Origin of the sequence: Streptomyces sp. NPDC048623 (assembly GCF_040650755.1) — a bacterium.
Taxonomy (GTDB): Bacteria; Actinomycetota; Actinomycetes; order Streptomycetales; family Streptomycetaceae; genus Streptomyces.
In genome coordinates, this window is sequence record NZ_JBEZHV010000013.1 from 17,374 (window position 1) to 40,410 (window position 23,037).

The following is a 23,037-nucleotide window of genomic DNA, read 5'->3' on the forward strand; positions in this document are numbered from 1 at the left end:
AGATACGTACCAACCGGTTTTGTTTCAATTCCCCTTGTCAAACCGGCTGGATGGTTTTATTCTTCAAATGTGGACGTGTGAAGAAAGCCGGGCTCGCCGGGCTCACCCTACTGTCGACGGGGTCGCAGTGGCCCGGTCGTCGACTCATCGCTCCATGCGAGCCGTTGGAATACCAGCCTCCCGGTCTCCTTGCGGCCGTGAGGTACGGAGGATGTAGTGGCACAACAGGAACGAGCCATCCGCACACGTCAGAAGATCGTGCTCGCGGCAGCGGAGCTGTTCGACGAGGTCGGATACGAGGCCGCCACGATCTCCGAGGTCCTGAAGAGGTGTGGCGTGACCAAGGGAGCGCTCTACTTCCACTTCGCCTCCAAGGAGGAGCTCGCCCAGGAGGTGCTCGCCGGGCAGGTCGCCGCCCTGCCCGCGGTCCCGGAGCGTGAGCTCTTCCTGCAGCAGCTGACCGACGAGGCGCTGGTCCTCGCCCACCTGCTGCACGTGGGCGACCCGATGGTGCGCGGCAGCGTCCGCCTCACCGTCGACCAGGGTTCGCCGTACGACGGACTCGACCGCGGCGTACCGATGCAGGGCTGGATCGACCACAACACGGAGGTCCTGGCCCGCGCGAAGGCGGCCGGCGAGCTGCTGCCCCATGTGGACGTCGCCTCCGCCGCCACCCTGTTCACCGGCAGTTTCACCGGAGTCCAGGTGCTGTCGAAGATCATGACCCGGCACGCCGACATGGTGGAGCGGGTCGCCGACCTCATGAGGACCATGGTGAGCGCCCTCGCCGTACCCGGCGTGCTCGTCCGCCTCGACTTCAGCCCGGCGCGGGCGAAGCCGGCCTACGAGGAAGCCGTACGGGCGCGCGAGACCGGCACCACCGCGTTCGCCGCCACGTCCGACTGACGTCCGTACCGACACGTCCGGACCGGCGGCCGGACAGGCGGTCGGACCGGCGATCGGGTTGACGAACGGACCGTTCGAACTCGTCAATCAGGGGGAGGGGACGTCCTGTTCTCCTCGGTCGCGCGTGCGGGTGGGGGCACGCGCGAGACGTACCCGCCACCTGAAGACGGAGAACACCGCATGGACGAGCGCACCGACGCCCGGCGCGACGAGCGCACCGACAGCCCCGTCACCCTCGCGGCCACCGGGACCGGCAGCGGCACCGGCGCCGGCGCCGGCACCGGCACTGGCCTCAGCGCCGGCGGCTGCCCGTACGCCCTCGATGTGACCGGCCGCGACCTGCCCGGCGAGGCCGCCGCCCTCCGGGAGCAGGGTCCCGCCGTCCCCGTGGAGCTGCCCGGCGGCGTCGCCGCCTGGGCCGTCGTCCGTCAGGAGCACGTCGAGCGGCTGCTCGTCGACCCGCGCGTCTCCAAGGACGCCCGCCGCCACTGGCCCGCCTTCGCCGAGGGCAGGATCACCCCCGAGTGGCCGCTCTACCCCTGGGTCGCCAACGAGAACATGCTCTTCTCGTACGGTGCCGAGCACGCCCGCCTGCGCCGCCTGGTCGCCGCCGCGTTCACCGCCCGCCGCACCGCCGCGCTCCGCCCCCGTATCGAGGAGATCAGCGCCGGGCTCCTCGACGGCCTGGCGGAACGCCTCTCCTCCGGTGAACCGGTCGAACTGCGCACCGGCTACGCCGAACCGCTGCCCCTACAGGTCATCTGCGAGCTCTTCGGCGTCGCCGAGGGCGCCGGGCGCGCCGAACTCACCGCCGCGCTGCGCACCGTGTTCAGCTCCAGCGTGTCCGCCGAGACCATGGAGGCCGCGCGCGGCACCGCGTTCCGGCTGCTCGGCGGCCTGGTCGCGGCCCGCCGCGAGGTGCCCGGCGACGACCTGACCTCCTCGCTCATCGCCGCGCGCGACGGCGACGGCGACGACGCCCTGACCGAGAACGAACTCCTCGGCTCCCTCTACCTCCTGATCGCCGCCGGCCAGGACACCACCGCCGCGCTCATGGTCAACGCCGCCGCCGCCCTGCTCGCCCACCCCGAGCAGCTCGCCCACGTCCGGGCCGGCCGCGCGACCTGGGACGACGTGGTCGCCGAGGCCCTGCGCACCCACGGCCCGGCCGCCTGGTCGCCGCTGCGCTTCGCCGTCGAGGACCTCGAACTGGACGGGGTGAAGATCACCCAGGGCGACCCGATCCTCGTCAACTTCGCGGCCGGCGGCGTGGACCCCGACCGCCACGGCCCCGACGCGCACCGTTTCGACGTCCTGCGCACCGACCGCGACCCGCTCGGTTTCGGCCATGGTGTGCACCGTTGTCTCGGCGCTCCGCTCGCCACCCTGGAGGCGACGATCGCCCTCGAAGCCCTCTTCGAGCGCTTCCCCGACCTCGAACTCGCCTGCCCCGCCGAGGAGCTCGCGCCGCTCCCGACCTTCCTCCTGAACGGGTACGGGGCGCTGCCCGTACGGCTCCCCGTACGCGGCTGAGCCGGCCGCGGACGAGGGCCGTCGGGGGCCGTCAGAGGCCTCGGCGGTCTGTTTTGTTCACTCAGAAACCGCTGACCCGGTTTGTTACAGTCAAGGAAGTGTGACGTACGGCGTCGGTATCGCCACAGTCGGTGACGGAGGTCCCTTGGCCAAGCAGGAGCGGGCGATCCGGACCCGCAACGCCTTAGTCGAGTCGGCGGCGGCGCTCTTCGACCGGGACGGTTTCGAGGTGGCGTCGCTCGCGACCATCAGCGCACGCGCCGGAGTCAGCAGCGGAGCCCTGCACTTCCACTTCCCCAGCAAGGCGGTGCTGGCCGACGCGGTGGTCGCGGCGGCCGGCGACCGGCTGCTGCGGATCACCCGGGAGCGCGAGGCGCTGCCGCTGCAGATCCTGATCGACGCCAGCCACGAGCTCGTCCAGGGGCTGCGCTCCGACCCGGTGCTGCGCGCCGGCTTCGCGCTGAGCACCACACCGGACCGGGACCTGCGCCGGCTGTGGTGCGAGTGGGTCGAGGGCATCGTGCTCCGCGCGGAGCGCGCGGGACTGCTCGCGCCCGATGTCACCTCCCGCGACGTCGCGTCGGCGGTGGTGGCGGTCGCGGCGGGCCACGAGGCCCTGGGCCACCAGGACCCGCGCTGGCTGGAGCGCGCCCCGCTCACCCGCTTCTGGGCCTTCCTGCTGCCGCGGGTGGTGGGCGCCGCGCGGGTGGGCCTGTTCGTGGCGTCGGGCGACCAGGAGTCCGTACGGGACGACCAGGAGTCCGTACAGGCGGAGCTTCGTTCCTGACCACATGCCCCTGATAGCGTCGCCGGGCTCGGAAAACGGGGTCCAAGGACAAGGACGCAGGGAGGGGCGCGGTGGCAAGCGCGCACATGGATCCGTCCGCGGCGGCGCTCACCGCGCCCGGCGCGCCCTTCGTCGTCGCGGACGGTGTGTACACCGGCGGGCCGCGGACCCTGCGTGAGTTCGTCGAGGCCACCTGGGGCTACGGCGACCGGCCCTTCCTCGTCTCCGAGGACGGCGTCCTCGGCTACCGCGCCTTCTTCGACGCCGCCTGCGGCCTCGCCCGCCGCCTGGTCGACGTCCACGGACTGCGCCCCGGTGACCGCGCGGTCGTCGCGATGCGCAACCACCCCGAGTGGATGATCGCCTTCTGGGCCGCCCAGCTCGCCGGCCTCGTCGCGGTGCCGCTCAACGCCTGGTGGACGGAGGAGGAGTTCGCGTACGCCCTGGACGACTGCACGCCGCGCGTGCTGCTCGTCGACGGCGAGCGGGTGCCCCAGGTCGCCGCCTGGGCACGCGCCCACGCCGTACCGGGCATCGTCTTCCACGGCGAGGGTCTCGTACACCCCGACGGCTCCGAAGACCCCGGCGGCTTCGAGAGCTTTGACAGGATCGGGAATCCCGGCGGCTTCGAGGCGTACGTCCCCGACACCGACCCGCACCTCGGCCCGCCGCCCGTCGACGTGCTGCCCGAGCAGGACGCCACGATCATCTACACCTCGGGCACCACGGGCCGCCCCAAGGGCGCCGTCGCGACCCACCTCGCGCAGGCGGGGGCGGCGATGCACCCGCGCTGGTTCGCCGCCGCGTCCGCGCTGCGGCGCGGCGAGCGGCCGGGCGCCGGGCCGGTGCCGGTCTCGCTCACCACGTACCCCCTCTTCCATGTCGCCGCCTTCACCTCCTTCTACGGGGTCATGGCGGCCGGCGGCACGCTCGTCCTCATGCGCAAGTGGGACCCGGCGAAGGCTCTGGAACTGATCCGGACCCACGGCGTCACCCACTACGCGGGCGTGCCCACCACCGCGCTCCAGCTGCTCGACCTCGCCGAGCGCACCGGCGACCCGCTGACCAGCCTCACGATGTTCAACACCGGGGGAGCGGCGGCCCCGCCGCAGATCGCGGCACGGATCACCGCCGCGTACGGGGAGCGGATCGAGCCCCGCAACGGCTACGGCCTCACCGAGACCTGCGGCGGCGTCCTCGCCAACTTCGGCGCCGAGTACCGGGCGCATCCGGACAGCGTGGGCCGGCCCGCGCCCGCCGTGGAGGCGCGGATCGACCGGCCGGACGCCGAGGGCGTCGGCGAGCTGCTGCTGCGCGGCCAGTCGCTGATCCGCGGCTACTGGGGCGACGAGGCCGCCACCCGTGCCGCCTTCACCCCCGACGGCTGGTTCCGTACGGGCGACCTGGCCCGGGTGCGGGACGGCCGGGTCACGGTCGTCGACCGGATCAAGGACATGGTCATACGGGGCGGCGAGAACGTGTACTGCGTCGAGGTCGAGGGCGTGCTCCACGCCCACCCGGACGTCGTCGAGGCCGCCGTGCTCGGCGTGCCGCACCCGGTCCTCGGCGAGGAGGTCGCCGCCGTGGTCCGGCTCCGGGCGGGCGCGACGGCCGGTCCGGAGGAGCTGCGGGCGCATGTACGGGCCCGGCTCGCCGCCTTCAAGGTGCCCGCACGCGTGCGCGTGCGGGTGGCGGAACTGCCCCGCAACGCCGCCGGCAAGATCCTCAAGCGCGAGCTGCGGGTGCCCGAGTAGGCCCCCGCCTCAGGAACGAGTGATGCGGATCCGGTAGCCGCCGGTCGCCGCGTCCTCGTCGAGGACGCTGATCCGGATGCCGCTGGTCCGGTCGGTGAAGGTCTCGCCGGGTCCGAAGGGCGCGTCGGACAGTTCGGCGTGCACATTGGGGCGCCGGGTGCAGCCGCCGCTGGAGTGGTCGCTGTCGGCGACGGTGACCGGGCCGTGCCCGGTGTCGACGTCGGTCTCGACCCGGTAGACGAGGACGCCGCTCTTGCAGACCGCCTCGTCGTTGCCCTCCCGGGTGCGGGCCTCGACCGCGTAGCCGGAGGTGCCGGAGAGCGGGACGAAGGCGAGCTTGTGGCCGCCGCTGGTGGCGAGCGGGGTGAGGGTGTACTCGAAGTCGCCGGGCCGGGAGGCGCAGCCGACCTGGTCGTTGTCGAGCCAGCCCAGCTTCCACTTGTGCCAGCCGAGCAGGTCGTTGTTGGCGCCCCAGTCCTCGGACATGATGTCCCAGTGCCCGACGGTGCCGCCGCCGTCGGCGGTGTAGAGGTCGGGCAGCCCGAAGACGTGTCCGTTCTCGTGCGGCAGGACCCGGTAGCCGGTGTCCGCGTAGCTTCCGGAGCCGTCGTCCTGGCGGCTGTAGACGAAGGACGTGTTGGAGAGCGGGACGCCGTCCGCGTAAGGGGCGTCGTCGTTGCCGGAGAAGGTCACGGACAGCACGGTGTCGAGGGCCGAGGGCCCGGCGTTCGGGGTGACCAGGATGTTGACCAGGTCGTACAGGCTGAAGTCCACCCGTGCGTCGGCGGCCTTCACGATGTCCTGGACGAGCCCGCGGTAGCCCGGTTCGTACGGTGAGCCGCGCTCGAGGCCGTACGAGGAGAAGGGGCGGGGCATCCGCAGCCAGTCGGGTATCGGGGTGTCGGGGTCGTAGCGGAGGCGCCCGTAGGAGCTGACCCGGAACCAGTCGGAGGTCTTCGGGAAGAACTCGCGGAAGCGGCTCATCGCGGTGCCCTGACCGGGCGCGTCGGGGAAGTCGACCATCAGGGTGAGGGCCCTGATCCGGCCGGTGGAGCGGGCGTAGCCGGGGGCGGTGGGCAGTCCCTCCGACATCTGCACACCCATCGTCGTGGCGATCCGGCACGGTCCCAGCGGTGCTTCCCCGGAACCGGCGGCCACCGGGCCCGCCGAGGCGGGGGCCGGTCCGGGCAGGGTCGTGCTGGCCGTTGCCAGGGCGGCGATCGCGAGGGCGGCCGCCGAGGCCAGGGCGATGGGTCTGCGTATCCGTCGGCGGGTCTCCTGCATGCGGTGGCCTCTCCGATCTGCGCCGATGGGGGGAGCGGCGCCGTGTGATCAGCCTGTGGCGGGTGATCGGGAGGCGCGCGCCGGGTGGCCCGACCGGGGGATGTGACGCAGGTCACAACCGCGTGGGGAAATAACCGGGGAAGCAGTCCCCGTTTACCCCTGTGTTCGACGAAGTGGGGACTCGTTCCCCGGATCGCTCGGGATCGCTCGACATGACTTGGGAGAGGTACGGCAGTGAGCACCAGCCCCGCTGAAACGGCAGTCGCCGACGCGCTCGCCGCGCCCGTCGCCCCGGCCCGCCGGATGCCCCGGCCCCGGGCGGACGCCCTGCGCAACCGCGAGCGGATCGTCACCGCGGCCCGCGAGATGTTCGTGGAGTTCGGCGCGCAGGTGCCGCTCGACGAGATAGCCCGCCGGGCCGGCGTCGGCAACGCCACGCTGTACCGCAACTTCCCCGAGCGCGCCGACCTCTTCCGCGAGGTCGTCCTCTCCCTCACCGCCCGCGTCACCGAGCGGGCGCACGAGGCCGCCGAGGAGGAGAGCGATCCCTTCGACGCCCTCCGCCGCTTCACCCATGCCGCCGCCGACGAGCGGGTCGGCGCCCTGTGTCCGATGCTCGACGGCGACTTCGACAAGCACCACCCCGATCTGCTGGCCGAGCGCTCGCGTCTTGAGGAGGCCGTCCAGGGCCTCGTCGACCGGGCGCAGGCGGCCGGCCGGATGCGCGCCGACGTCGGCGTGGGAGACCTGATGGTCGCGGTCTCCCAGCTGACCCGGCCGCTGCCCGGGACGGGCTGCCTCACCATGGACCGCTTCGTGCACCGCCATCTGCAGGTGTTCCTGGACGGTCTTGAGGCGCCACGGCGTTCCGAGCTGCCGGGTGCCGCCGCGACCCTGGAGAGCCTGAGGAGTGATTCCTGCAACGCCCGCGGGTGAGGCGGTGCCGGTGACGTCCCGCCCGTGACGCCGGCCTCCCGCTCGTGACCCCGCCGTCTGCCCCGTAACCCCAGTGCCCCGCGTTACCTACGTCCTTTTTTGATCATTTCGCGCCAAGAGGTGGCTACCCCCATGTCAAAAATCGCCCCCGCCCCGCCCGTGCAGGCGGACCCGAGCCGCTGGAAGGCCCTGGTCTTCATCGCCCTCGCCCAGCTGATGGTCGTGCTCGACGCCACGATCGTGAACATCGCGCTGCCCTCCGCCCAGCAGGACCTCGGGATATCCGACGGCAACCGGCAGTGGGTCATCACGGCCTACGCGCTCGCCTTCGGCGGTCTGCTGCTCTTCGGCGGCCGTGTCGCCGACCTGTGGGGCCGCAAGCGCACCTTCGTGGTCGGTCTGATCGGCTTCGCCGCGGCCTCCGCCCTCGGCGGCGCGGCCACCGGCGAGGCGATGATGCTCGGCGCCCGCGCGCTGCAGGGCGCGTTCGGCGCGCTGCTCGCGCCCGCCGCCCTCTCGCTGCTCGCGGTGATGTTCACCGACGCCAAGGAGCGCGCCAAGGCCTTCGGCATCTACGGTGCGATCGCCGGTGGCGGCGGCGCCGTGGGTCTGATCCTCGGCGGCTTCCTCACCCAGTACCTGAACTGGCGCTGGACCTTCTTCGTCAACATCCCGTTCGCGGTCGTCGCCGCGCTCGGCGCCTACTTCGTGATCCGCGAGCCGGCCGGCGGCCGCAACCGCTCGCCGCTCGACATCCCCGGCGTGCTGCTCTCCACCCTCGGCCTGGTCTCCCTGGTCTACGGCTTCACGCGCGCCGAGTCCGACGGCTGGACCGACCCGGTCACCCTCGGCCTGTTCGGCGCCTCGATCGTGCTGCTCGTCGGCTTCGCGGTCACCGAGTCGCTCGTGAAGTCCCCGCTGCTTCCGCTGCGCGTCGTCACCGACCGCAACCGCGGCGGTGTCTACCTCTCCCTCGGCCTCGCCGTCATCGCGATGTTCGGTCTGTTCCTGTTCCTGACCTACTACCTGCAGGTCGTGAAGGGGTACTCGCCGGTCACGACGGGCTTCGCGTTCCTGCCGATGATCGTGGGCATGATCACCGGTTCCACCCAGATCGGTGCGCGGCTGATGACCCGGGTCGCCCCGCGCTGGCTGATGGGCCCCGGCTTCCTGACCGCCGCCGTCGGCATGCTGCTGCTCACGCAGCTGGAGATCGGCTCGTCGTACGCCGGTCTGATCCTGCCGGCGCAGCTGCTGCTCGGCCTCGGCATGGGTACGGCGTTCATGCCGGCCATGTCCCTGGCCACGCACGGCGTGGACCCGCGTGACGCCGGTGTGGCCTCCGCGATGGTGAACACCTCGCAGCAGGTCGGCGGCGCCATCGGCACGGCCCTGCTGAACACGATCGCCGCCTCGGCGACCACCGCCTACCTGGTGGACCACGCGGCGGGCGCCACCACCCCGGCGGCGCAGAAGCTGCTCCAGCTCCAGGGCATGGTCGAGGGCTACTCGGCCGCCATCTGGTGGGCGGTCGGCATCCTGGCCGTCTCGGCGACCATCGCCCTCACCCTGATCACCACGGGCAAGCCGGGCACCGGTGTGGTCGCCGCCTCGGGTCCGGGCGCCGGCGCCGAGGCCGAGGACGAGGTGAAGATCCCGGTCATCGCGCACTGACGCACCACCCCCGGGGGACGCCGTCCCCCGGGGGCCACCTCTCGGCGCACCCTGCCCTGCCTGCCCTGGTTCCGCTCGGCGTTCTCGCTCAGCGGAGCCAGGGCAGGTCCGCGTCCGGGCCCGTGGGCTCGAGCCCCTCGGCGACGGTGCGCATGATCGCGCCCAGCTGCTCGACCTGGTCGGGGGAGAGGCGGTCGAAGAGTGCCTGCCGTACGGCCCCGACGTGCCCGGGCGCGGTGCGGCGCAGCACCTCGTACCCCTCGTCGGTCAGCGCGGCGAACTGGCCGCGCTTGTCGGAGGGGCAGTCCTCGCGGCTCACCCAGCCGTTCTTCTCCAGGCGCGCGACGGCGTGCGAGAGCCGGGAGCGGGTGATCTTCGCGTCCTTGGCCAGCTCCGTCATCCGCATCCGGCGGCGGGGCGCCTGGGAGAGCTTGACGAGCAGTCCGTAGTAGATGTGGGGCATCCCGGCGTCGCGCTGCAACTGGCGGTCGAGATGGTCCTCCAGGAGGGTGGTGGCGTGGAGGTAGGAACGCCAGACGCGCTGTTCCTCGTCGCTGAGCCAGCGGGGTTCGGTCATGGGATCCATGGTACGGACCGATTCTTGAATGTTGAACTAGATGGGGTCTAGGCTGTGCGTGAGCACTGAGCTTGAAACTTCAAGAATCACCCTCTCCGGGAGTCCCCTCTCCGGGGATCGTGCTCCCGCTATGTGCCACGCAGCAAGGAGGCGGACGCCATGAACGACGCGACGCTCGAACGGACCCCGGCCCCGGAGCGGATGCCCGCCCTCTATCTCTCGCACGGCGCCCCGCCGCTCGCCGACGACCCCGTCTGGCCCGGCGAACTCGCCGCCTGGTCCGCCGGTCTGCCCCGCCCCAAGGCGATCCTCATGGTCTCCGCGCACTGGGAGGAGGCTCCGCTCGCCCTCGGCGCCACCGAGCCCGTCCCGCTCGTCTACGACTTCTGGGGCTTCCCCGAGCACTACTACCGCGTGCAGTACGCCGCGCCCGGCGCGCCGGAGCTCGCCGAGTCGGTCCGCAAGCTGCTGCGCGCGCCCGGCACGCCCGTGCAGGACATCCCGGACCGGGGCCTGGACCACGGCGCGTACGTGCCGCTCGTCGAGATGTACCCCGGTGCCGACATCCCCGTGCTCCAGATCTCCCTGCCCACCCTCGACCCGCGCCGGCTGATGGACCTCGGCCGCAAGCTCGCCCCGCTGCGCGACGAGGGCGTCCTGATCGTCGGCAGCGGCTTCTTCACCCACAACCTGGCCGCCCTGCGGCACACCGGCCCCGGCGTGCCCGGCTGGTCGGCCGAGTTCGACGCCTGGGGCCGCGAGGCGCTCGCCGCGCACGACGTCGACGCCCTGCTCGACTTCGAGCGCAAGTCCCCGGCCGGCCGTCTCGCCCACCCGCGCACCGAACACTTCGCCCCGCTCTTCGTCACGATGGGCGCGGCGGACGCGGCCGGCGACCTGGACGAGGAGCGCAGCGTCATCGACGGCTTCTGGATGGGTCTGGCGAAGCGGTCGGTGCAGTTCGGCTGAGCGGGGTCCTCCGGGGGCGGGGGCAGGGGCGGGCAACCGGGAAGCCGGTGGCGGCGTCTTCGGGAGTGGAGCGGGGCCGAGGGTGTCCCTGCTCCGGGTGTGACGGCCGTCTCGTCGCGGCCGTGGTGACATCGCGGCGGCAAGCCCCGCGGGCGGCCCGGAACACCCGCTTCGCCCGCCCTGACCTGCACGTCCGTGGGTCGCGGCGGCTGGTGGGACAACATGCCGACGACGTGTCGGCGGCGCAGGATACTGCATGATCGCGAAAATCCATGAGCCGGGTGGGAATTCTGTCCTGATTCCAGTCGTTGTTTCCGTCGGATGCAGGGCACCCGCGAGGGTGTCGCGACCTACTCAGCAAGGGAGCACGCATGGCAACCCGTGCCGTCGCCCGTCGTCAGTCGTCCGCCGCGAGCGGAGACGGCCGGGCAAGCAGCGTTCGCGCCGTGGGCGGGGAGATCGCCGACCGCGACCTGGTCGGCATGTACCTCGACGAGATCGCGCGCACGCCCCTGCTCGACGCCGCCAAGGAGGTCGAGCTCTCCCAGACGATCGAGGCGGGCGTCTACGCCCGGCAGATCCTCGACGGACAGAGCGAGAGCGAGACCGGGGCGACCCGCGAGGAGCTCGAGGCACTGTATGCCGAGGGTGAGCGGGCCAAGGACCTCTTCATCAAGTCCAACCTGCGACTCGTCGTCGCCGTGGCCCGGCGCTACCCGCGCAGCGGCCTGCCGCTGCTCGACCTGATCCAGGAGGGGAACGCGGGCCTGGTGCGCGCGGTCGAGAAGTTCGACTACGCGAAGGGCTTCAAGTTCTCCACGTACGCGACGTGGTGGATCCGCCAGGCCATCACCCGCTCCATAGCCGACCAGTCCCGCACCATCCGGCTCCCCGTCCACCTGGTGGAGGAGCTGGGCCGCATCCGCCGGGTCCAGCGCGAGTTCAACCGCGAGCACGGCCGCGAGCCGGAGCCCGCCGAGATCGCCACCGAGCTGGGCTCGACCCCCGAGCGCGTCACCGACGTCCTCGACTGGGCCCGCGACCCGGTCTCGCTCAACATGTCCGTGGACGACGAGGGCGAGACCCAGTTCGGCGACCTCCTGGAGGACACCTCCGCGATCTCGCCCGAACAGTCCGTTCTCACCCTGCTGCGCAGTGAGGAGCTCGACGACCTGATCGACAAGCTCGACCACCGCACGGCCTCGATCATCCGCATGCGCTACGGCATCGAGGACGGCCGCGAACGCACCCTCACGGAGGTCGGCAAGGAACACGGCCTCACCCGTGAACGCATCCGCCAGATCGAGAAGCACGCCCTCCTGGAACTGAAGAAGATGGCCCGCGACACGGGCTTCGACGCGGTGGCGTAGGGCGTATGGCAAGGGGCGGCTGCCACGGTCACCCTCGCGTGGCCGCGGCCAGCCGCTCCGACAGGTCCCGCATGTACGCGATGAGCGGATCCGGCGCCCGCACCACGAGCTCGACGTCCATCAGCGCGAGCCGCACCGCCAGCCACTCCACCGAGTCCGTCACCCGCGCCCGCAGCCGGCACCGGTCCGGCCCGGTGGCGACCGGCACCAGATGGGCCGGCAGCCGCGCCACGACGAACTCCGCGGGCGCGGCGAACTCCACGTCGAGCTCCACCTCCACCTCCCCCCGCGCCCGCGCCATCGACCGCGCCATGTACGCCGCCGCGTCCCCCGCCGGCAGCTCCCGCGGCGCGAACCGCGCCCCCGTCGGGAACGGCTCGGTCACCCGGTCCACCCGGAACGTCCGCCAGTCCTCCCGCCCCAGGTCGTACGCGACGAGGTACCAGCGCCGCCCCGTCGACACCAGCCGGTACGGCTCCACGAGCCGCCGGCTCTCCGTCCCGTCCCCCGCCCGGTAGCCGAAGCGCAGCTTCTCCTGCCCGGTCACCGCGCCCGCCAGCGCGGTCAGCGTCTGCGGCGCGACGGTCGCGCCGTCCCCGCGGGTGAGCGGGATCGTCGCGTTCTGGAGGGTCGAGACCCGGTGCCGCAGCCGGGACGGCAGCACCTGCTCCAGCTTGGCGAGGGCCCGTACGGACGCCTCCTCGACGCCCTCGATGGCGTGCCCCGCCCCCGCCCGCAGGCCGACCGCGATGGCCACGGCCTCCTCGTCGTCGAGGAGCAGCGGCGGCATGGCCGTGCCGGCGACGAGGCGGTAGCCGCCCACCGCGCCCCTGCTCGACTCGACCGGATAGCCGAGACCGCGGAGCCGGTCGATGTCCCTGCGGATCGTGCGCGGCGAGACCGAGAGCCGCTCGGCCAGCTCGCTGCCGGGCCACTCGCGCGGGGTCTGCAGGAGCGACAGCAGATTCAGGAGTCGTGCCGGTGTGTCCGTCATGTCGTCCAGCATGAGGGTCAATGAGGACGTGAGCTGACCTATATGGCCTCTACTTTTCTCGCATGAGTTCACACGACGCCGCCCCCGCCGCCGTACCGACCGACCCGCAAGCCGCGGAAGCCGCGGAAGCCGCGGACACCGCAGACAGACGACGCTGGATCGCCCTGGCCATCGTCATGACCGCCGCCTTCATGGACCTGGTCGACGCCACGATCGTCAACATCGCGATCCCCAGCATCGAGCGGGACCTCGGCGCCTCCTTCGGGGCGATCCAGTGGATCACCGCCGGCTACGCCCTCGCGTTCGCCGCCGGCCTGATCACCGGCGGCCGCCTCGGCGACATCTACGGCCGCAAGCGCCTCTTCCTCACCGGCACCGCCGGCTTCACCCTCGCCTCCGCGCTGTGCGGCTTCGCCGCCAACCAGGAGATGCTGGTCGGCTCCCGCCTCCTCCAGGGCGCGGCGGCCGCGATGATGGTGCCGCAGGTCCTGTCGATCGTGCACGTCACCTTCCCGGCGCACGAGCGCGGCAAGGTCTTCGGCATGTTCGGCGCGATCATCGGCCTCGGCGCGGTGTCCGGCCCGCTGCTCGGCGCGCTGCTCACCCAGTGGAACATCGCGGGCCTGGAGTGGCGCCCGATCTTCCTCATCAACCTGCCGGTCGGCATCGCCGCCCTGCTCCTCGGCCGCCGCTTCATCATCGAGTCCAAGGCCCCGAAGGCGCTCAAGCTCGACATGGTCGGCGTGCTCCTGGTGACGGTCGCCCTGCTGATGCTGATCTACCCGCTGACCCGCGGCCGTGAGCTCGGCTGGCCGCTGTGGGGCCACCTGATGATGGCCGGCAGCGTCCTCGTCTTCGGCGCCCTCGTCGCGTACGAGAAGCACAAGACGCGGAAGGACGGTTCGCCGCTCGTCGAGCTGTCGCTGTTCAAGGTGAAGTCCTTCGCCGGCGGCATCGCCGTCCAGCTGACCTTCGGCGTCGTGATGGGCATCTTCTTCCTGGTCTGGACGCTCTACATGCAGATCGGACTCGGCTGGACCCCGCTCAAGGCCGGTCTGACCGGTGTGCCGTTCTCCATCGCCGTGTCCACCGCGGCGGGCCTGTCGGTCCAGCAGCTCGTGCCGCGCTTCGGCCGCAAGGTCCTCCAGGCGGGCGCCCTGACCATGGGCGCGGGCATCCTGCTCTACTTCTTCCTGGCCGGCCGCTACGGCACCGACATCCACCCCTGGCAGATGATCCCGGCCCTGGTGATCATGGGACTCGGCATGGGCCTCATCGTGGCGCCGCTGACGGACGCGGTGCTGTCCGAGGTGCCGCGCGAGCACGCCGGATCTGCTTCGGGCCTGATCAACACGACCGGCCAGATGGGCAACGCGCTCGGTCTGGGTCTCGTCTCCGTGGTGTTCTTCGGGACGATCGACGAGAAGCGGCTCAAGGCGTTCCCGCAGGAGACCGGCAAGGCCTTCACCGAGGCCTTCCAGAACTCGCTGGGCTGGGCGGCCGTGGTGCTCGCCGGCATCTTCCTGGTGATGTTCGCACTCCCGGCGAAGCCGAAGCAGCACCTGGAGGGCGGCGGCGAAGAGGACGCCTCGGACACCGCGGACGCCCCGATGACGAAGGAGCCCGAGCTGGTCTCCTGACCCCGGCGAAAGACGTCGAAGGACTCTAGGGGTACGAGAAGGGGCGGCGCGCAGACCTTGCGCGCCGCCCCTTCGTCGTGCGGTCATGCCGCCCGGGACCGTCAGCGGACCCGGGCGCGGGTCTCCATCGCGTCGCGCGCGGCGCGCTCCTCCTCGTACACCTCGCACATGTGACGCCCGTCGGGGGTCGCCGTGTGCTCGACCTCCCACAGGCTGAGCTCGCTGCCGTCGATGAGCAGGAACTGGTGCTCGTAGAGGGTGAAGCCGGCGTCCCGGCCGCTCTCCACGGGGCAGTGGCGCCCGAGGGCCTGCGTGATGTGGTGCGCGAACGCGAGCTGCAGCCGGCGCGCCGTGGCCTCGCCGGGCCGGTCCGCGTTCTCCGCGCGGCGCAGCACCCGGCGCGCGTGGTCGGCGGAGTTGTCCGGCACGTACATCCTCGGCTGGGCCGGTATCGGACGGGCGAGCAGGGTGCTCAGGACCTCCAGGTCCTCGTCCTCGTCGAGGGGCGTGCCGTCGGCGCGCTCCACGGTCCAGCCCAGCGACGGCCCGGCCGGCAGCCGCGTCGCGGCGAGCCGCGCCTCGGCCTCCTCCAGATACAGCTCGTGCTGCTCCGCCCCGTCCCGGCCGGAGTTGTGGACCAGCTCCCACAGGCTCGGCGCCGTGCCGTCCGGGAGCAGATAGGTGTGGCGGTAGGTGGTGCGGTGCAGCGACGCGCTGTGGTGCGAGGAGTACAGCGCGGTGGAGTGGGCGAGGGCCGTCTCCAGGCGTTCGATCGTGGAGTCGGGCAGGTCGAAGGAGTTGAGCGCCCGGCCGAGGAGTCGCTCAAGGTGGGTCTCGGTCGTCTCGTACGGATCGTGTGGCTGATCCTGCGGATCGTTCAAGAGGGTCTCCAGGCCGTCGCCGTCGCCGCATGTCACGTGCTGCTTGCTAAACGTAGTCCCTGGGTCTGACATCGTGTCCGGCGTTCAGGAAAACGTACGGGGGCGCGCAATCGGTTCCCACGCCCCTGTGGCATATTCCCCAACTCCCCCCGGTATACCGGCAGTCAGCGGTGCGGGCTAGTCGTCGTGCGGGCCGCCGTACAGCTCCCGGTACGCCGGGAAGTCCCCACCAGGACCGTAGGTCCCGGTGGCAGGCGCGAGCACCGCCCGCACGATGGCCCGGGTGACGGCGTCCGCGCCCGCCGCGAGGATCTCGTTGAGGGCGAGCGGCCCCGGCGCGGACGGCAGTTCGCGCGCCCCCGTCGCGAGGGCGAAGACGGTGTCGCCGTCGTTCAGGAGATGCACCGGACGGACGGCGCGTGCGATGCCGTCGTGCGCGGTACCCGCGAGCTTGTGCGCCTGAGCCCGGGTCAGCGCCGCGTCCGTCGCGACCACCGCGAGCGTGGTGTTGAGCGGCGGCGGGGCGAGCTTCGCCCGGGCCTCGGCGAGCCGCCGCTGCGCCGCCTCGTGCACGGCTGGCTCCGGGTGGACGGGACGCCCGCCCGCGAAGTACGCGCCGTACGGCACACCCGTCGCCGGGTCGACCGCCGACCCGACCGCGTTGACCACGACGAGCGCGCCGACCGTGATCCCCGACTCCAGGACGGTGCTCGCCGTCCCCACCCCGCCCTTCAGGCCGCCGACGACCGCCCCGGTCCCCGCCCCCACCGCACCCGTCTCCACGCGCGCGTGCGACCCGCTCGCGGCGGCCGCCGCCACCGCCGCCCGCCCCGTCGCGGCGTCGGGCCGGGCCGCGAAGTCCCCGCCCCGGCCCAGGTCGAAGACACAGGCGGCGGGCACGACCGGCACCACGTGCGCCGGATCGGGCCCCACCCGCACCCCGCGCCGCTGCTCCTCCAGCCATGCCATCACCCCGCCCGCCGAGTCGAGCCCGTACGCGCTGCCGCCGGTCAGGACCACGGCGTCGATCCGCTGCACCACATTGCGCGGATCCAGCGCGTCCGTCTCCCGCGTGCCCGGCCCGCCGCCCCGTACGTCCACGGCGGCCACCGCCCCGCCCTCGGGCGCGAGCACGACCGTGGTGCCGGACAACGCGTTCTCCCCCACCACGCGCGCGTGGCCGACCCGGAGGCCGGCCACGTCGGTGAGGGCGTCGAGCGTTCCCTTGCGCTGCTGCTCAGTCATGCGTCCTGCGTAGCACGGATCCGGCTCAGGGACCGGGGGTGGGACGCGGGCGCGGCCGGGTGGCCGGATTGGTCGCGGTCAGGGTCACGCCCACGGCCACGGTCGCGGCGGCGACGAGACCGGCGGCGAACACGGCCCAGTGCCCGGCGAAGGAGCACATCAGGATCGCGAGGGAAGCCACCGGCAGCACGGCCTGCTGGGCGAGCCCGACCTTGAAGTAGCGGGCGTGCAGCAGCCACACGCTCATCAGGAAGACCGCGGTCGGGATGGTCACGGCGGAGGACGCGGCGAGGGTGGTGATGTGGGCCTTCCCGACCGCCTGCTCGACCGCGATTTCGATGCCCGCGCCGATCGCGGCGGCCGAGGTGAAGATCAGATAGTGGCCGTAGCCCCAGAGGAAGCCCTGCCGGTTGGACGCGAGCCGGTCGTGGGCGGGCACCACGAAGTAGATCCACCAGGCGGCGAAGACGATGAGCAGCCCGCCGGCGGCGATGGGCAGTACCTCGGCCAGGGCGTCGTTCTCGGTGACCCCCGACTTCACGGCGACGGTCGCGGCGGCGATCGACTCGCCGAGCACGATGATGGTGAACAGGCCGTAGCGCTCGGCGATGTGGTGCGGGTGCCACTGCGTGTTGATGTCCTTCTCCGCGTACACCGGCACCGCCATCTCGGCCAGCGCCATCACCAGGAACACCCACGGCCGTGTGTCCTCCGGCACGATCAGCAGCGCCGTCCAGCCGATCTGACAGGCCACGACCCCGGCGGCGTAGCGGCGGCACATCGTGCGCTCGGCGGGGTCGGCGGCGTGGTGCGCGGCGCGCAGCCACTGCGAGGAGAGCGCTAGCCGCATCACGACGTACCCGATGTACACGACCAGGAAGTCATGGTCCTCGAACGCCCGAGAGACCCCGGCGGAGAGGATCAGCACACCGGCGATCTGCACGAGGGTGACGACCCGGTAGAGCACGTCGTCGTTGTCGTACGCCGAGGCGAACCACGTGAAGTTCATCCAGGCCCACCACACGCCCCAGAAGACCATCGCGTAGTTCAGGATCCCGGACCCGGTGTGCCCTTCCGCGACGGCGTGCACGAGCTCGGCCCCGGCCTGCGCGACGGCCACGACGAAGCACAGGTCGAAGAACAACTCGAGCGGCGTGGCGGCCCGGTGCGCCTCGTCACGCGACCGCGCGATGAGCGGAAGAAGGGGAGTCGTCATACCGGACAGCACAGCACGCCCGCGCGCCCCTCGAACAGCAGCGACACCATCCGCCTCAGCCTCGGGGCCTCGGCCTCCGGGGAGGTCCCCACCCCCCAGGGGTCGGTGTGCCCCTTCCCGACGTCCCTAGGGCCCGGGGAGGAAGGGACCTAGGCCCACTCGCTCCCCCGACCATCGGCACTCACGCGGGCCCCGGGTGCGAGCGGAGTCTGGAGGGGCAGCGAGGAAGCCCCACACGGGCCCCGCGCACCGGTGCGCGGGCAATTTCAGGCCGGTTCAGGCACGTTCGAGGAAGCTCGGGGAAGTCAGGGAAATGCCATGGGTTCCGTAGTCCAGGACAGCAGAGCGACGGGCGGGTCGTCACCCGTCTCGTACGACACGGAGCAGTACAGGCCCGGCAGGCCGATCACCGACTGGGAGCCGGAGAACGAGCTCTTCTGGAAGTCCATCGGCAAGAAGGTCGCCGGCCGCAACCTGTGGATCGCGGTGCCGGCGCTGCTCGTGGCGTTCGTCGTCTGGCAGGTGTGGTCGGTCACCGCGACTAATCTGAAGGACGTCGGCTTCACCTTCTCCACCTCCCAGCTGTTCTGGCTGACGGCCATCCCCGGTCTGACCGGCGGCACGGCCCGGATCTTCTACACCTTCCTCGGCCCGATGATCGGGCAGCGGCGCTTCACCGCCCTGTCCACGGTGGTCCTGGTGATCCCGCTGATCTGGCTGGGCATCGCCATCCAGGACTCGTCGACGCCGTACGGGGTGATGGTGGGCATCGCCGCGCTGTGCGGCATCGGCGGCGCGAACTTCGCCTCCTCTCTCGCCAACATCGGCTTCTTCTTCCCGAAGGCCAAGAAGGGCAGCGCGGCCGGCATCAACGGAGGCCTCGGCAACCTGGGCGTCTCCGTGGTCCAGTTGCTGACCCCGATCGTGATCACCTGGTCGACGATCGCCATCGGCTCCGTCCAGCACAAGGCCGACGGCACCCCGGTCCACCTCCAGAACGCCGCCTTCGTCTGGGTCCCGATCGTCCTGGTCCTGGCCGCCGTCGCCTGGTTCGGCCAGAACGACCTGAAGGTCGCCTCCACCCCGTTCAGCAAGCAGAAGGTCATCTTCAAGCGCAAGCACAACTGGCTGATGACCTGGCTGTACGTCGGCACCTTCGGCTCCTTCATCGGCTTCGCCGCGGCCCTGCCGATGCTGATCAAGACCACCTTCCCGGACTACTCCGTCGCCACCTACGCCTGGATGGGCCCGGCGGTCGGCGCCCTCGCCCGGTGGGCGGGCGGCTGGATCGCCGACAAGTGGGGCGGCGCACGGGTCACGATCCTGTCCTTCGTGGGCATGGCGGCGGCCATCATGGGAGTGATCACCTTCCTTCCCTCGGGCGGTGACGGCGGTTCCTTCTACGGCTTCTTCTTCTGCTTCCTCGCGGCCTTCTTCTTCTCCGGCATCGGCAACGGCTCGACCTTCCGCCAGATCCCGGTGATCTTCCGCGGCACCCAGCTGAAGGGCCTGACGGAGGGCACCCCGGAATACGCCCGGGCGCTGAAGCAGGCGGAGATGGAGTCCGGTGCCGTCACCGGCTTCACCTCGGCCATCGCGGCCTACGGCTTCTTCTTCATCCCGGCCCTCTTCGGCTCGGTGGCCGTGACCAGCGCGATGTGGGGATTCGTCGGCTTCTACGCCAGCTGCGTCGTCGTCGCCTGGTGGTTCTACGCCCGCAAGGGCGCCGAGGCCCCCAGCTGACCGGCCCCGCGCCCCTCGGCGAAGGCCCCGCCCCGGCGGGGCCTTTCCGCATGCCGGGGCCGGGACCAACGGCCGTCGAGTCGTGACCATTGCCGACCCATTTGATCGATCAGAGGGAGTGCAATGGAAGCAAGCGACAACGCGATCGATTGATTCGAACAAAGGTGGTGCGGGCAGTGACTGCGACCCCTGCTGAAGCAACGGTGAACGACGGCGCCTGGAAGGGCTTCAAGGGCGGCCTCTGGCGCGACGCCATCGACGTCCGCGACTTCATCCAGCAGAACTACACCCCGTACGAGGGCGACGACTCCTTCCTCGCCGGCCCCACCGAGCGGACCACCGCCGTGTGGCAGGCGATCACGGACAAGTTCCCGGAGGAGCGCGCCAAGGGCGTCTACGACGTCGCGTACGACATCCCCTCCACGATCACCGCCCACGCCCCCGGCTGGATCGACCGCGACAAGGACCTGATCGTCGGCCTCCAGACGGATGCCCCGCTCAAGCGCGCGATCATGCCCTTCGGCGGCTGGCGCATGGTCGCCGGCGCCCTGGAGACCTACGGCTATCCGGTATCGGTGGAGCTGGAGAAGGTCTTCACCGAGTACCGCAAGACCCACAACGCCGGTGTCTTCGACGCCTACACCCCCGAGATCCGCGCCGCCCGCAAGGCCGGCATCGTCACCGGACTCCCCGACGCCTACGGCCGCGGCCGCATCATCGGCGACTACCGCCGGGTCGCCCTCTACGGCGTCGACCGCCTCATAGCCGTGAAGCGGGAGGAGAAGGAGGAACTCAACACCCTCCCCGCCGACCGCCGTTCGCTGGAGGAGACCATCCGCCTCCGCGAGGAGCTCGCCGAGCAGATCCGCGCCCTCGGCGAACTGAAGACGATGGCCGCCTCGTACGGGTACGACATCTCCGGCCCGGCCCGCACCGGCCGCGAGGCGATCCAGTGGCTGTACTTCGCCTACCTCGCCGCCGTGAAGGAGCAGAACGGCGCCGCGATGTCCCTGGGCCGCACCTCCACCTTCGTCGACGTCTATCTGCAGCGCGACATCGAAGCCGGCCTCCTCACCGAGGAGCAGGCCCAGGAGCTGGTCGACGACTTCATCATCAAGCTGCGCATCGTCCGCTTCCTGCGCACCCCCGAGTACGACGAGCTGTTCTCCGGCGACCCCACCTGGGTCACCGAGTCCCTCGCCGGCATGGGCGAGGACGGGCGTCCTCTGGTCACCAGGACCTCCTTCCGCTACCTGCAGACCCTCTACAACCTCGGGCCGGCCCCCGAGCCGAACATGACCGTCTTCTGGTCGCCGCAGCTCCCCCAGGGCTTCAAGGAGTTCTGCGCCAAGGTCTCGATCGACACCTCCTCCGTGCAGTACGAGTCGGACGAGCTGATGCGGCCCCGCTTCGGCGACGACACCGCCATCGCCTGCTGCGTCTCCGCGATGCCCGTCGGCAAGCAGATGCAGTTCTTCGGTGCCCGCGTGAACCTCGCCAAGACCCTCCTCTACGCGATCAACGGCGGCCGCGACGAGAAGTCCGGCGCCCAGGTCGGCCCTGACACCGGCGCCGTCACCGCCGACGTGCTCGACTACGCCGAGGTGATGCGCAAGTTCGACGAGCAGATGGAGTGGCTGGCCGGCGTGTACGTCCACGCCCTCAACGTCATCCACTACATGCACGACAAGTACGCCTACGAGCGCCTGGAGATGGCCCTCCACGACCGCGACGTGCGCCGCACCATGGCCTGCGGCATCGCCGGCCTCTCGGTCGCCGCCGACTCGCTGGCCGCCATCAAGTACGCCCGGGTCACCGCCCTGCGCGACGAGACCGGTCTGGCCACCGACTACGAGATCGAGGGCGACTACCCGGCGTACGGCAACAACGACGAGCGGGCCGACGAGATCGCCGTGTGGCTGGTCGAGGAGTTCATGAAGAAGGTGCGCAAGCACCCGACCTACCGCAACGCCGAACACACCCAGTCCGTCCTGACCATCACCTCCAACGTCGTCTACGGAAAGAAGACCGGCAACACCCCCGACGGGCGCCGCGCCGGCGAGCCGTTCTCCCCGGGCGCCAACCCGATGAACGGCCGCGACACCCACGGCTACGTCGCCTCGGCCCTGTCGGTCGCCAAGCTCCCGTACGAGGACGCCGAGGACGGCATCTCGCTGACCAACACCGTCACCCCCGACGGCCTGGGCCGCACCCCCGAGGAGCGGATCAAGAACCTCGCCGGAGTCCTCGACGGCTACATGGCCAGCGACGGCTTCCACATGAACGTCAACGTCCTCAACCGGGACGTCCTGCTCGACGCCATGGCCCACCCGGAGAACTACCCGCAGCTGACCATCCGGGTCTCCGGATACGCGGTGAACTTCGTCCGGCTCACCCGCGAGCAGCAGCTCGACGTCCTGAACCGCACCTTCCACGGTTCCCTGTAGCCGTCCGCGGGCCGGCCGCCCTCACCGGCCGGCCCCCGGCCGCCCGCGCGGCCCGGGGTCTGTCCCCTGTCCCTCACCACCCCGGCGCCGCGCGAACCCTCTCGCCCCATCAGCTCGTCGACCCCCGGGCGCTCGGTTCCCCAGGCCCCACCCCCTTTCTTCGCTCCTCCCGGACAGGAGGCCCTGCCATGGCCGTACTCCTCGGCTCGGACACCCCGAACCTTCCCGTCACCCCGGCCGCCGCGGCGACCCACCGCCCCGCCGAGGGCTCGGTGCACTCCTGGGACCTGTCCACCGGCGTCGACGGCCCCGGCACCCGCTTCGTCACCTTCCTCTCCGGCTGCCCCCTCACCTGCCTCTACTGCCACAACCCCGACACCTGGCGGATGCGGAACGGCAAGCGCACCTCCGCCGACGCCGTCATCGCCGAGGCCGGCAAATACACCCGCTTCATCTCCGCCTCCGGCGGCGGGGCCACCATCTCCGGCGGCGAACCCCTGCTCCAGCCCGTCTTCACCGGCGAGCTGCTGCACCGGATGAAGCACGAGCTCGGTCTGCACACCGCGCTCGACACCTCCGGCTTCCTCGGCGCACGGGCCACCGACGCCCTGCTGCGCGACACCGACCTGGTCCTTCTCGACATCAAGTCCTGGGACGCGGACACGTACAAGAAGGTGACCGGCCGGCCGCTCCAGCCGACCCTGGACTTCGCCCGCCGCCTCGCCGACCTCGGCCAGGAGGTCCACGTCCGCTTCGTGCTCGTCCCCGGGCTCACCGACGCCCCCGCCAACATCGAGGGGATCGCCGCCTTCGCCGGGGGCCTCGGCAATGTCTCCCGCGTGGACATCCTCCCCTTCCACAAGCTCGGCGAAGCGAAGTGGCAAGCACTCGCCAAACCGTTCAGGCTCCACAACACTCCGTCGCCGACCGCGGAACAGCTCGCCTCGGCCCGCGAGATCTTCCGCGCCCACGGGCTGTACGCGGTCTGAGCCGAGGCGCGCCGAGGGGACTCACCCGCCGACCTCGCAAAACGGGCGTAGGGGTTTATTCGGCCCTATGGTGGCCGCGTGACCGAGCCACC

Annotated in this window: 18 protein-coding genes; 12 read left to right on the plus strand and 6 right to left on the minus strand. The window is 71.4% G+C overall.

Features of this window, described 5'->3' with window-relative positions; genetic code table 11:
- The first annotated feature begins 216 nt into the window (after positions 1-216).
- From AB0C73_RS19865 to AB0C73_RS19880, 4 genes are all read left to right on the plus strand, one after another.
- Complete coding sequence (locus AB0C73_RS19865; protein WP_362531578.1) at positions 217-906, plus strand: ScbR family autoregulator-binding transcription factor; 690 nt, start codon at positions 217-219, stop codon at positions 904-906.
- 180 nt (positions 907-1,086) lie between these two features.
- Positions 1,087-2,439 carry a cytochrome P450 gene (locus tag AB0C73_RS19870; RefSeq protein WP_362531580.1) on the plus strand — a complete coding sequence of 451 codons (1,353 nt, stop codon included), beginning with the start codon at positions 1,087-1,089 and terminating at the stop codon, positions 2,437-2,439.
- 145 nt (positions 2,440-2,584) lie between these two features.
- On the plus strand, positions 2,585-3,226 hold the full coding sequence (locus AB0C73_RS19875; protein ID WP_362531582.1) for a ScbR family autoregulator-binding transcription factor: 642 nt from the start codon (positions 2,585-2,587) through the stop codon (positions 3,224-3,226).
- Positions 3,227-3,312: 86 nt separating this feature from the next.
- Positions 3,313-4,980, plus strand: coding sequence for a class I adenylate-forming enzyme family protein (locus AB0C73_RS19880; protein ID WP_362532020.1), 1,668 nt, complete (start codon positions 3,313-3,315; stop codon positions 4,978-4,980).
- A gap of 9 nt (positions 4,981-4,989) precedes the next feature.
- Here AB0C73_RS19880 and AB0C73_RS19885 read toward each other — a convergent pair whose 3' ends face one another.
- Positions 4,990-6,264 carry a M6 family metalloprotease domain-containing protein gene (locus AB0C73_RS19885; RefSeq protein WP_362531585.1) on the minus strand — a complete coding sequence of 425 codons (1,275 nt, stop codon included), beginning with the start codon at positions 6,262-6,264 and terminating at the stop codon, positions 4,990-4,992.
- A gap of 303 nt (positions 6,265-6,567) precedes the next feature.
- On the opposite strand from AB0C73_RS19885, the gene AB0C73_RS19890 reads away from it, so the two are divergent.
- Together AB0C73_RS19890 and AB0C73_RS19895 are read left to right on the plus strand one after the other, a co-directional pair.
- The gene (locus AB0C73_RS19890) at positions 6,568-7,200 is read left to right on the plus strand and encodes a helix-turn-helix domain-containing protein (RefSeq protein ID WP_362532023.1); all 633 of its coding nucleotides are present in this window, start codon (positions 6,568-6,570) and stop codon (positions 7,198-7,200) included.
- 132 nt (positions 7,201-7,332) lie between these two features.
- Positions 7,333-8,874, plus strand: coding sequence for an MFS transporter (locus tag AB0C73_RS19895; protein WP_362531588.1), 1,542 nt, complete (start codon positions 7,333-7,335; stop codon positions 8,872-8,874).
- An 88-nt stretch (positions 8,875-8,962) separates the two neighbouring features.
- On the opposite strand, the gene AB0C73_RS19900 is transcribed toward AB0C73_RS19895, so the two are convergent.
- A complete protein-coding gene (locus AB0C73_RS19900) occupies positions 8,963-9,451 on the minus strand; it encodes a MarR family transcriptional regulator (RefSeq protein WP_362531591.1) in 489 nt (162 codons plus the stop codon).
- A 159-nt stretch (positions 9,452-9,610) separates the two neighbouring features.
- Here AB0C73_RS19900 and AB0C73_RS19905 point away from each other — a divergent pair, with 159 nt between their 5' ends.
- Complete coding sequence (locus AB0C73_RS19905; protein ID WP_362531594.1) at positions 9,611-10,420, plus strand: class III extradiol ring-cleavage dioxygenase; 810 nt, start codon at positions 9,611-9,613, stop codon at positions 10,418-10,420.
- Positions 10,421-10,791: 371 nt separating this feature from the next.
- Positions 10,792-11,790 carry a sigma-70 family RNA polymerase sigma factor gene (locus tag AB0C73_RS19910; protein WP_362531597.1) on the plus strand — a complete coding sequence of 333 codons (999 nt, stop codon included), beginning with the start codon at positions 10,792-10,794 and terminating at the stop codon, positions 11,788-11,790.
- Between the two features lie 28 nt (positions 11,791-11,818).
- On the opposite strand, the gene AB0C73_RS19915 is transcribed toward AB0C73_RS19910, so the two are convergent.
- Positions 11,819-12,784, minus strand: a complete 966-nt coding sequence (locus AB0C73_RS19915; protein ID WP_362531600.1) for a YafY family protein — start codon at positions 12,782-12,784, stop codon at positions 11,819-11,821.
- Positions 12,785-12,960: 176 nt separating this feature from the next.
- Here AB0C73_RS19915 and AB0C73_RS19920 point away from each other — a divergent pair, with 176 nt between their 5' ends.
- Complete coding sequence (locus AB0C73_RS19920; RefSeq protein WP_362532026.1) at positions 12,961-14,424, plus strand: MFS transporter; 1,464 nt, start codon at positions 12,961-12,963, stop codon at positions 14,422-14,424.
- A gap of 101 nt (positions 14,425-14,525) precedes the next feature.
- Here the strand turns inward: AB0C73_RS19920 and AB0C73_RS19925 are convergent, their stop codons facing one another.
- From AB0C73_RS19925 to AB0C73_RS19935, 3 genes are all read right to left on the minus strand, one after another.
- A complete protein-coding gene (locus tag AB0C73_RS19925) occupies positions 14,526-15,377 on the minus strand; it encodes a DUF6227 family protein (RefSeq protein WP_362531602.1) in 852 nt (283 codons plus the stop codon).
- 105 nt (positions 15,378-15,482) lie between these two features.
- Positions 15,483-16,550, minus strand: coding sequence for a P1 family peptidase (locus AB0C73_RS19930; protein WP_362531605.1), 1,068 nt, complete (start codon positions 16,548-16,550; stop codon positions 15,483-15,485).
- Between the two features lie 25 nt (positions 16,551-16,575).
- Positions 16,576-17,766 (minus strand): low temperature requirement protein A, encoded by a 1,191-nt coding sequence (locus tag AB0C73_RS19935; protein WP_362531608.1) that lies wholly within the window; start codon positions 17,764-17,766, stop codon positions 16,576-16,578.
- A gap of 318 nt (positions 17,767-18,084) precedes the next feature.
- Here AB0C73_RS19935 and AB0C73_RS19940 point away from each other — a divergent pair, with 318 nt between their 5' ends.
- From AB0C73_RS19940 to pflA, 3 genes are all read left to right on the plus strand, one after another.
- Positions 18,085-19,509, plus strand: a complete 1,425-nt coding sequence (locus AB0C73_RS19940) for an MFS transporter (RefSeq protein ID WP_362531611.1) — start codon at positions 18,085-18,087, stop codon at positions 19,507-19,509.
- A 167-nt stretch (positions 19,510-19,676) separates the two neighbouring features.
- A complete protein-coding gene (gene pflB / locus AB0C73_RS19945) occupies positions 19,677-21,956 on the plus strand; it encodes a formate C-acetyltransferase (RefSeq protein WP_362531614.1) in 2,280 nt (759 codons plus the stop codon).
- Positions 21,957-22,144: 188 nt separating this feature from the next.
- On the plus strand, positions 22,145-22,945 hold the full coding sequence (pflA, locus tag AB0C73_RS19950; RefSeq protein WP_362531616.1) for a pyruvate formate-lyase-activating protein: 801 nt from the start codon (positions 22,145-22,147) through the stop codon (positions 22,943-22,945).
- Positions 22,946-23,037 lie beyond the last annotated feature (92 nt).

Bases quoted from the DNA above. Each gene is read 5' to 3' on its own strand.
- AB0C73_RS19870 (WP_362531580.1), top strand. From the start codon at position 1,087: ATGGACGAGCGCACCGACGCCCGGCGCGACGAGCGCACCGACAGCCCC.
- AB0C73_RS19880 (WP_362532020.1), top strand. From the start codon at position 3,313: ATGGATCCGTCCGCGGCGGCGCTCACCGCGCCCGGCGCGCCCTTCGTC.
- AB0C73_RS19885 (WP_362531585.1), bottom strand. From the start codon at position 6,264: ATGCAGGAGACCCGCCGACGGATACGCAGACCCATCGCCCTGGCCTCG.
- AB0C73_RS19890 (WP_362532023.1), top strand. From the start codon at position 6,568: ATGCCCCGGCCCCGGGCGGACGCCCTGCGCAACCGCGAGCGGATCGTC.
- AB0C73_RS19895 (WP_362531588.1), top strand. From the start codon at position 7,333: ATGTCAAAAATCGCCCCCGCCCCGCCCGTGCAGGCGGACCCGAGCCGC.
- AB0C73_RS19900 (WP_362531591.1), bottom strand. From the start codon at position 9,451: ATGACCGAACCCCGCTGGCTCAGCGACGAGGAACAGCGCGTCTGGCGT.
- AB0C73_RS19905 (WP_362531594.1), top strand. From the start codon at position 9,611: ATGAACGACGCGACGCTCGAACGGACCCCGGCCCCGGAGCGGATGCCC.
- AB0C73_RS19910 (WP_362531597.1), top strand. From the start codon at position 10,792: ATGGCAACCCGTGCCGTCGCCCGTCGTCAGTCGTCCGCCGCGAGCGGA.
- AB0C73_RS19915 (WP_362531600.1), bottom strand. From the start codon at position 12,784: ATGACGGACACACCGGCACGACTCCTGAATCTGCTGTCGCTCCTGCAG.
- AB0C73_RS19920 (WP_362532026.1), top strand. From the start codon at position 12,961: ATGACCGCCGCCTTCATGGACCTGGTCGACGCCACGATCGTCAACATC.
- AB0C73_RS19925 (WP_362531602.1), bottom strand. From the start codon at position 15,377: ATGTCAGACCCAGGGACTACGTTTAGCAAGCAGCACGTGACATGCGGC.
- AB0C73_RS19930 (WP_362531605.1), bottom strand. From the start codon at position 16,550: ATGACTGAGCAGCAGCGCAAGGGAACGCTCGACGCCCTCACCGACGTG.
- AB0C73_RS19935 (WP_362531608.1), bottom strand. From the start codon at position 17,766: ATGACGACTCCCCTTCTTCCGCTCATCGCGCGGTCGCGTGACGAGGCG.
- AB0C73_RS19940 (WP_362531611.1), top strand. From the start codon at position 18,085: ATGGGTTCCGTAGTCCAGGACAGCAGAGCGACGGGCGGGTCGTCACCC.
- pflA (WP_362531616.1), top strand. From the start codon at position 22,145: ATGGCCGTACTCCTCGGCTCGGACACCCCGAACCTTCCCGTCACCCCG.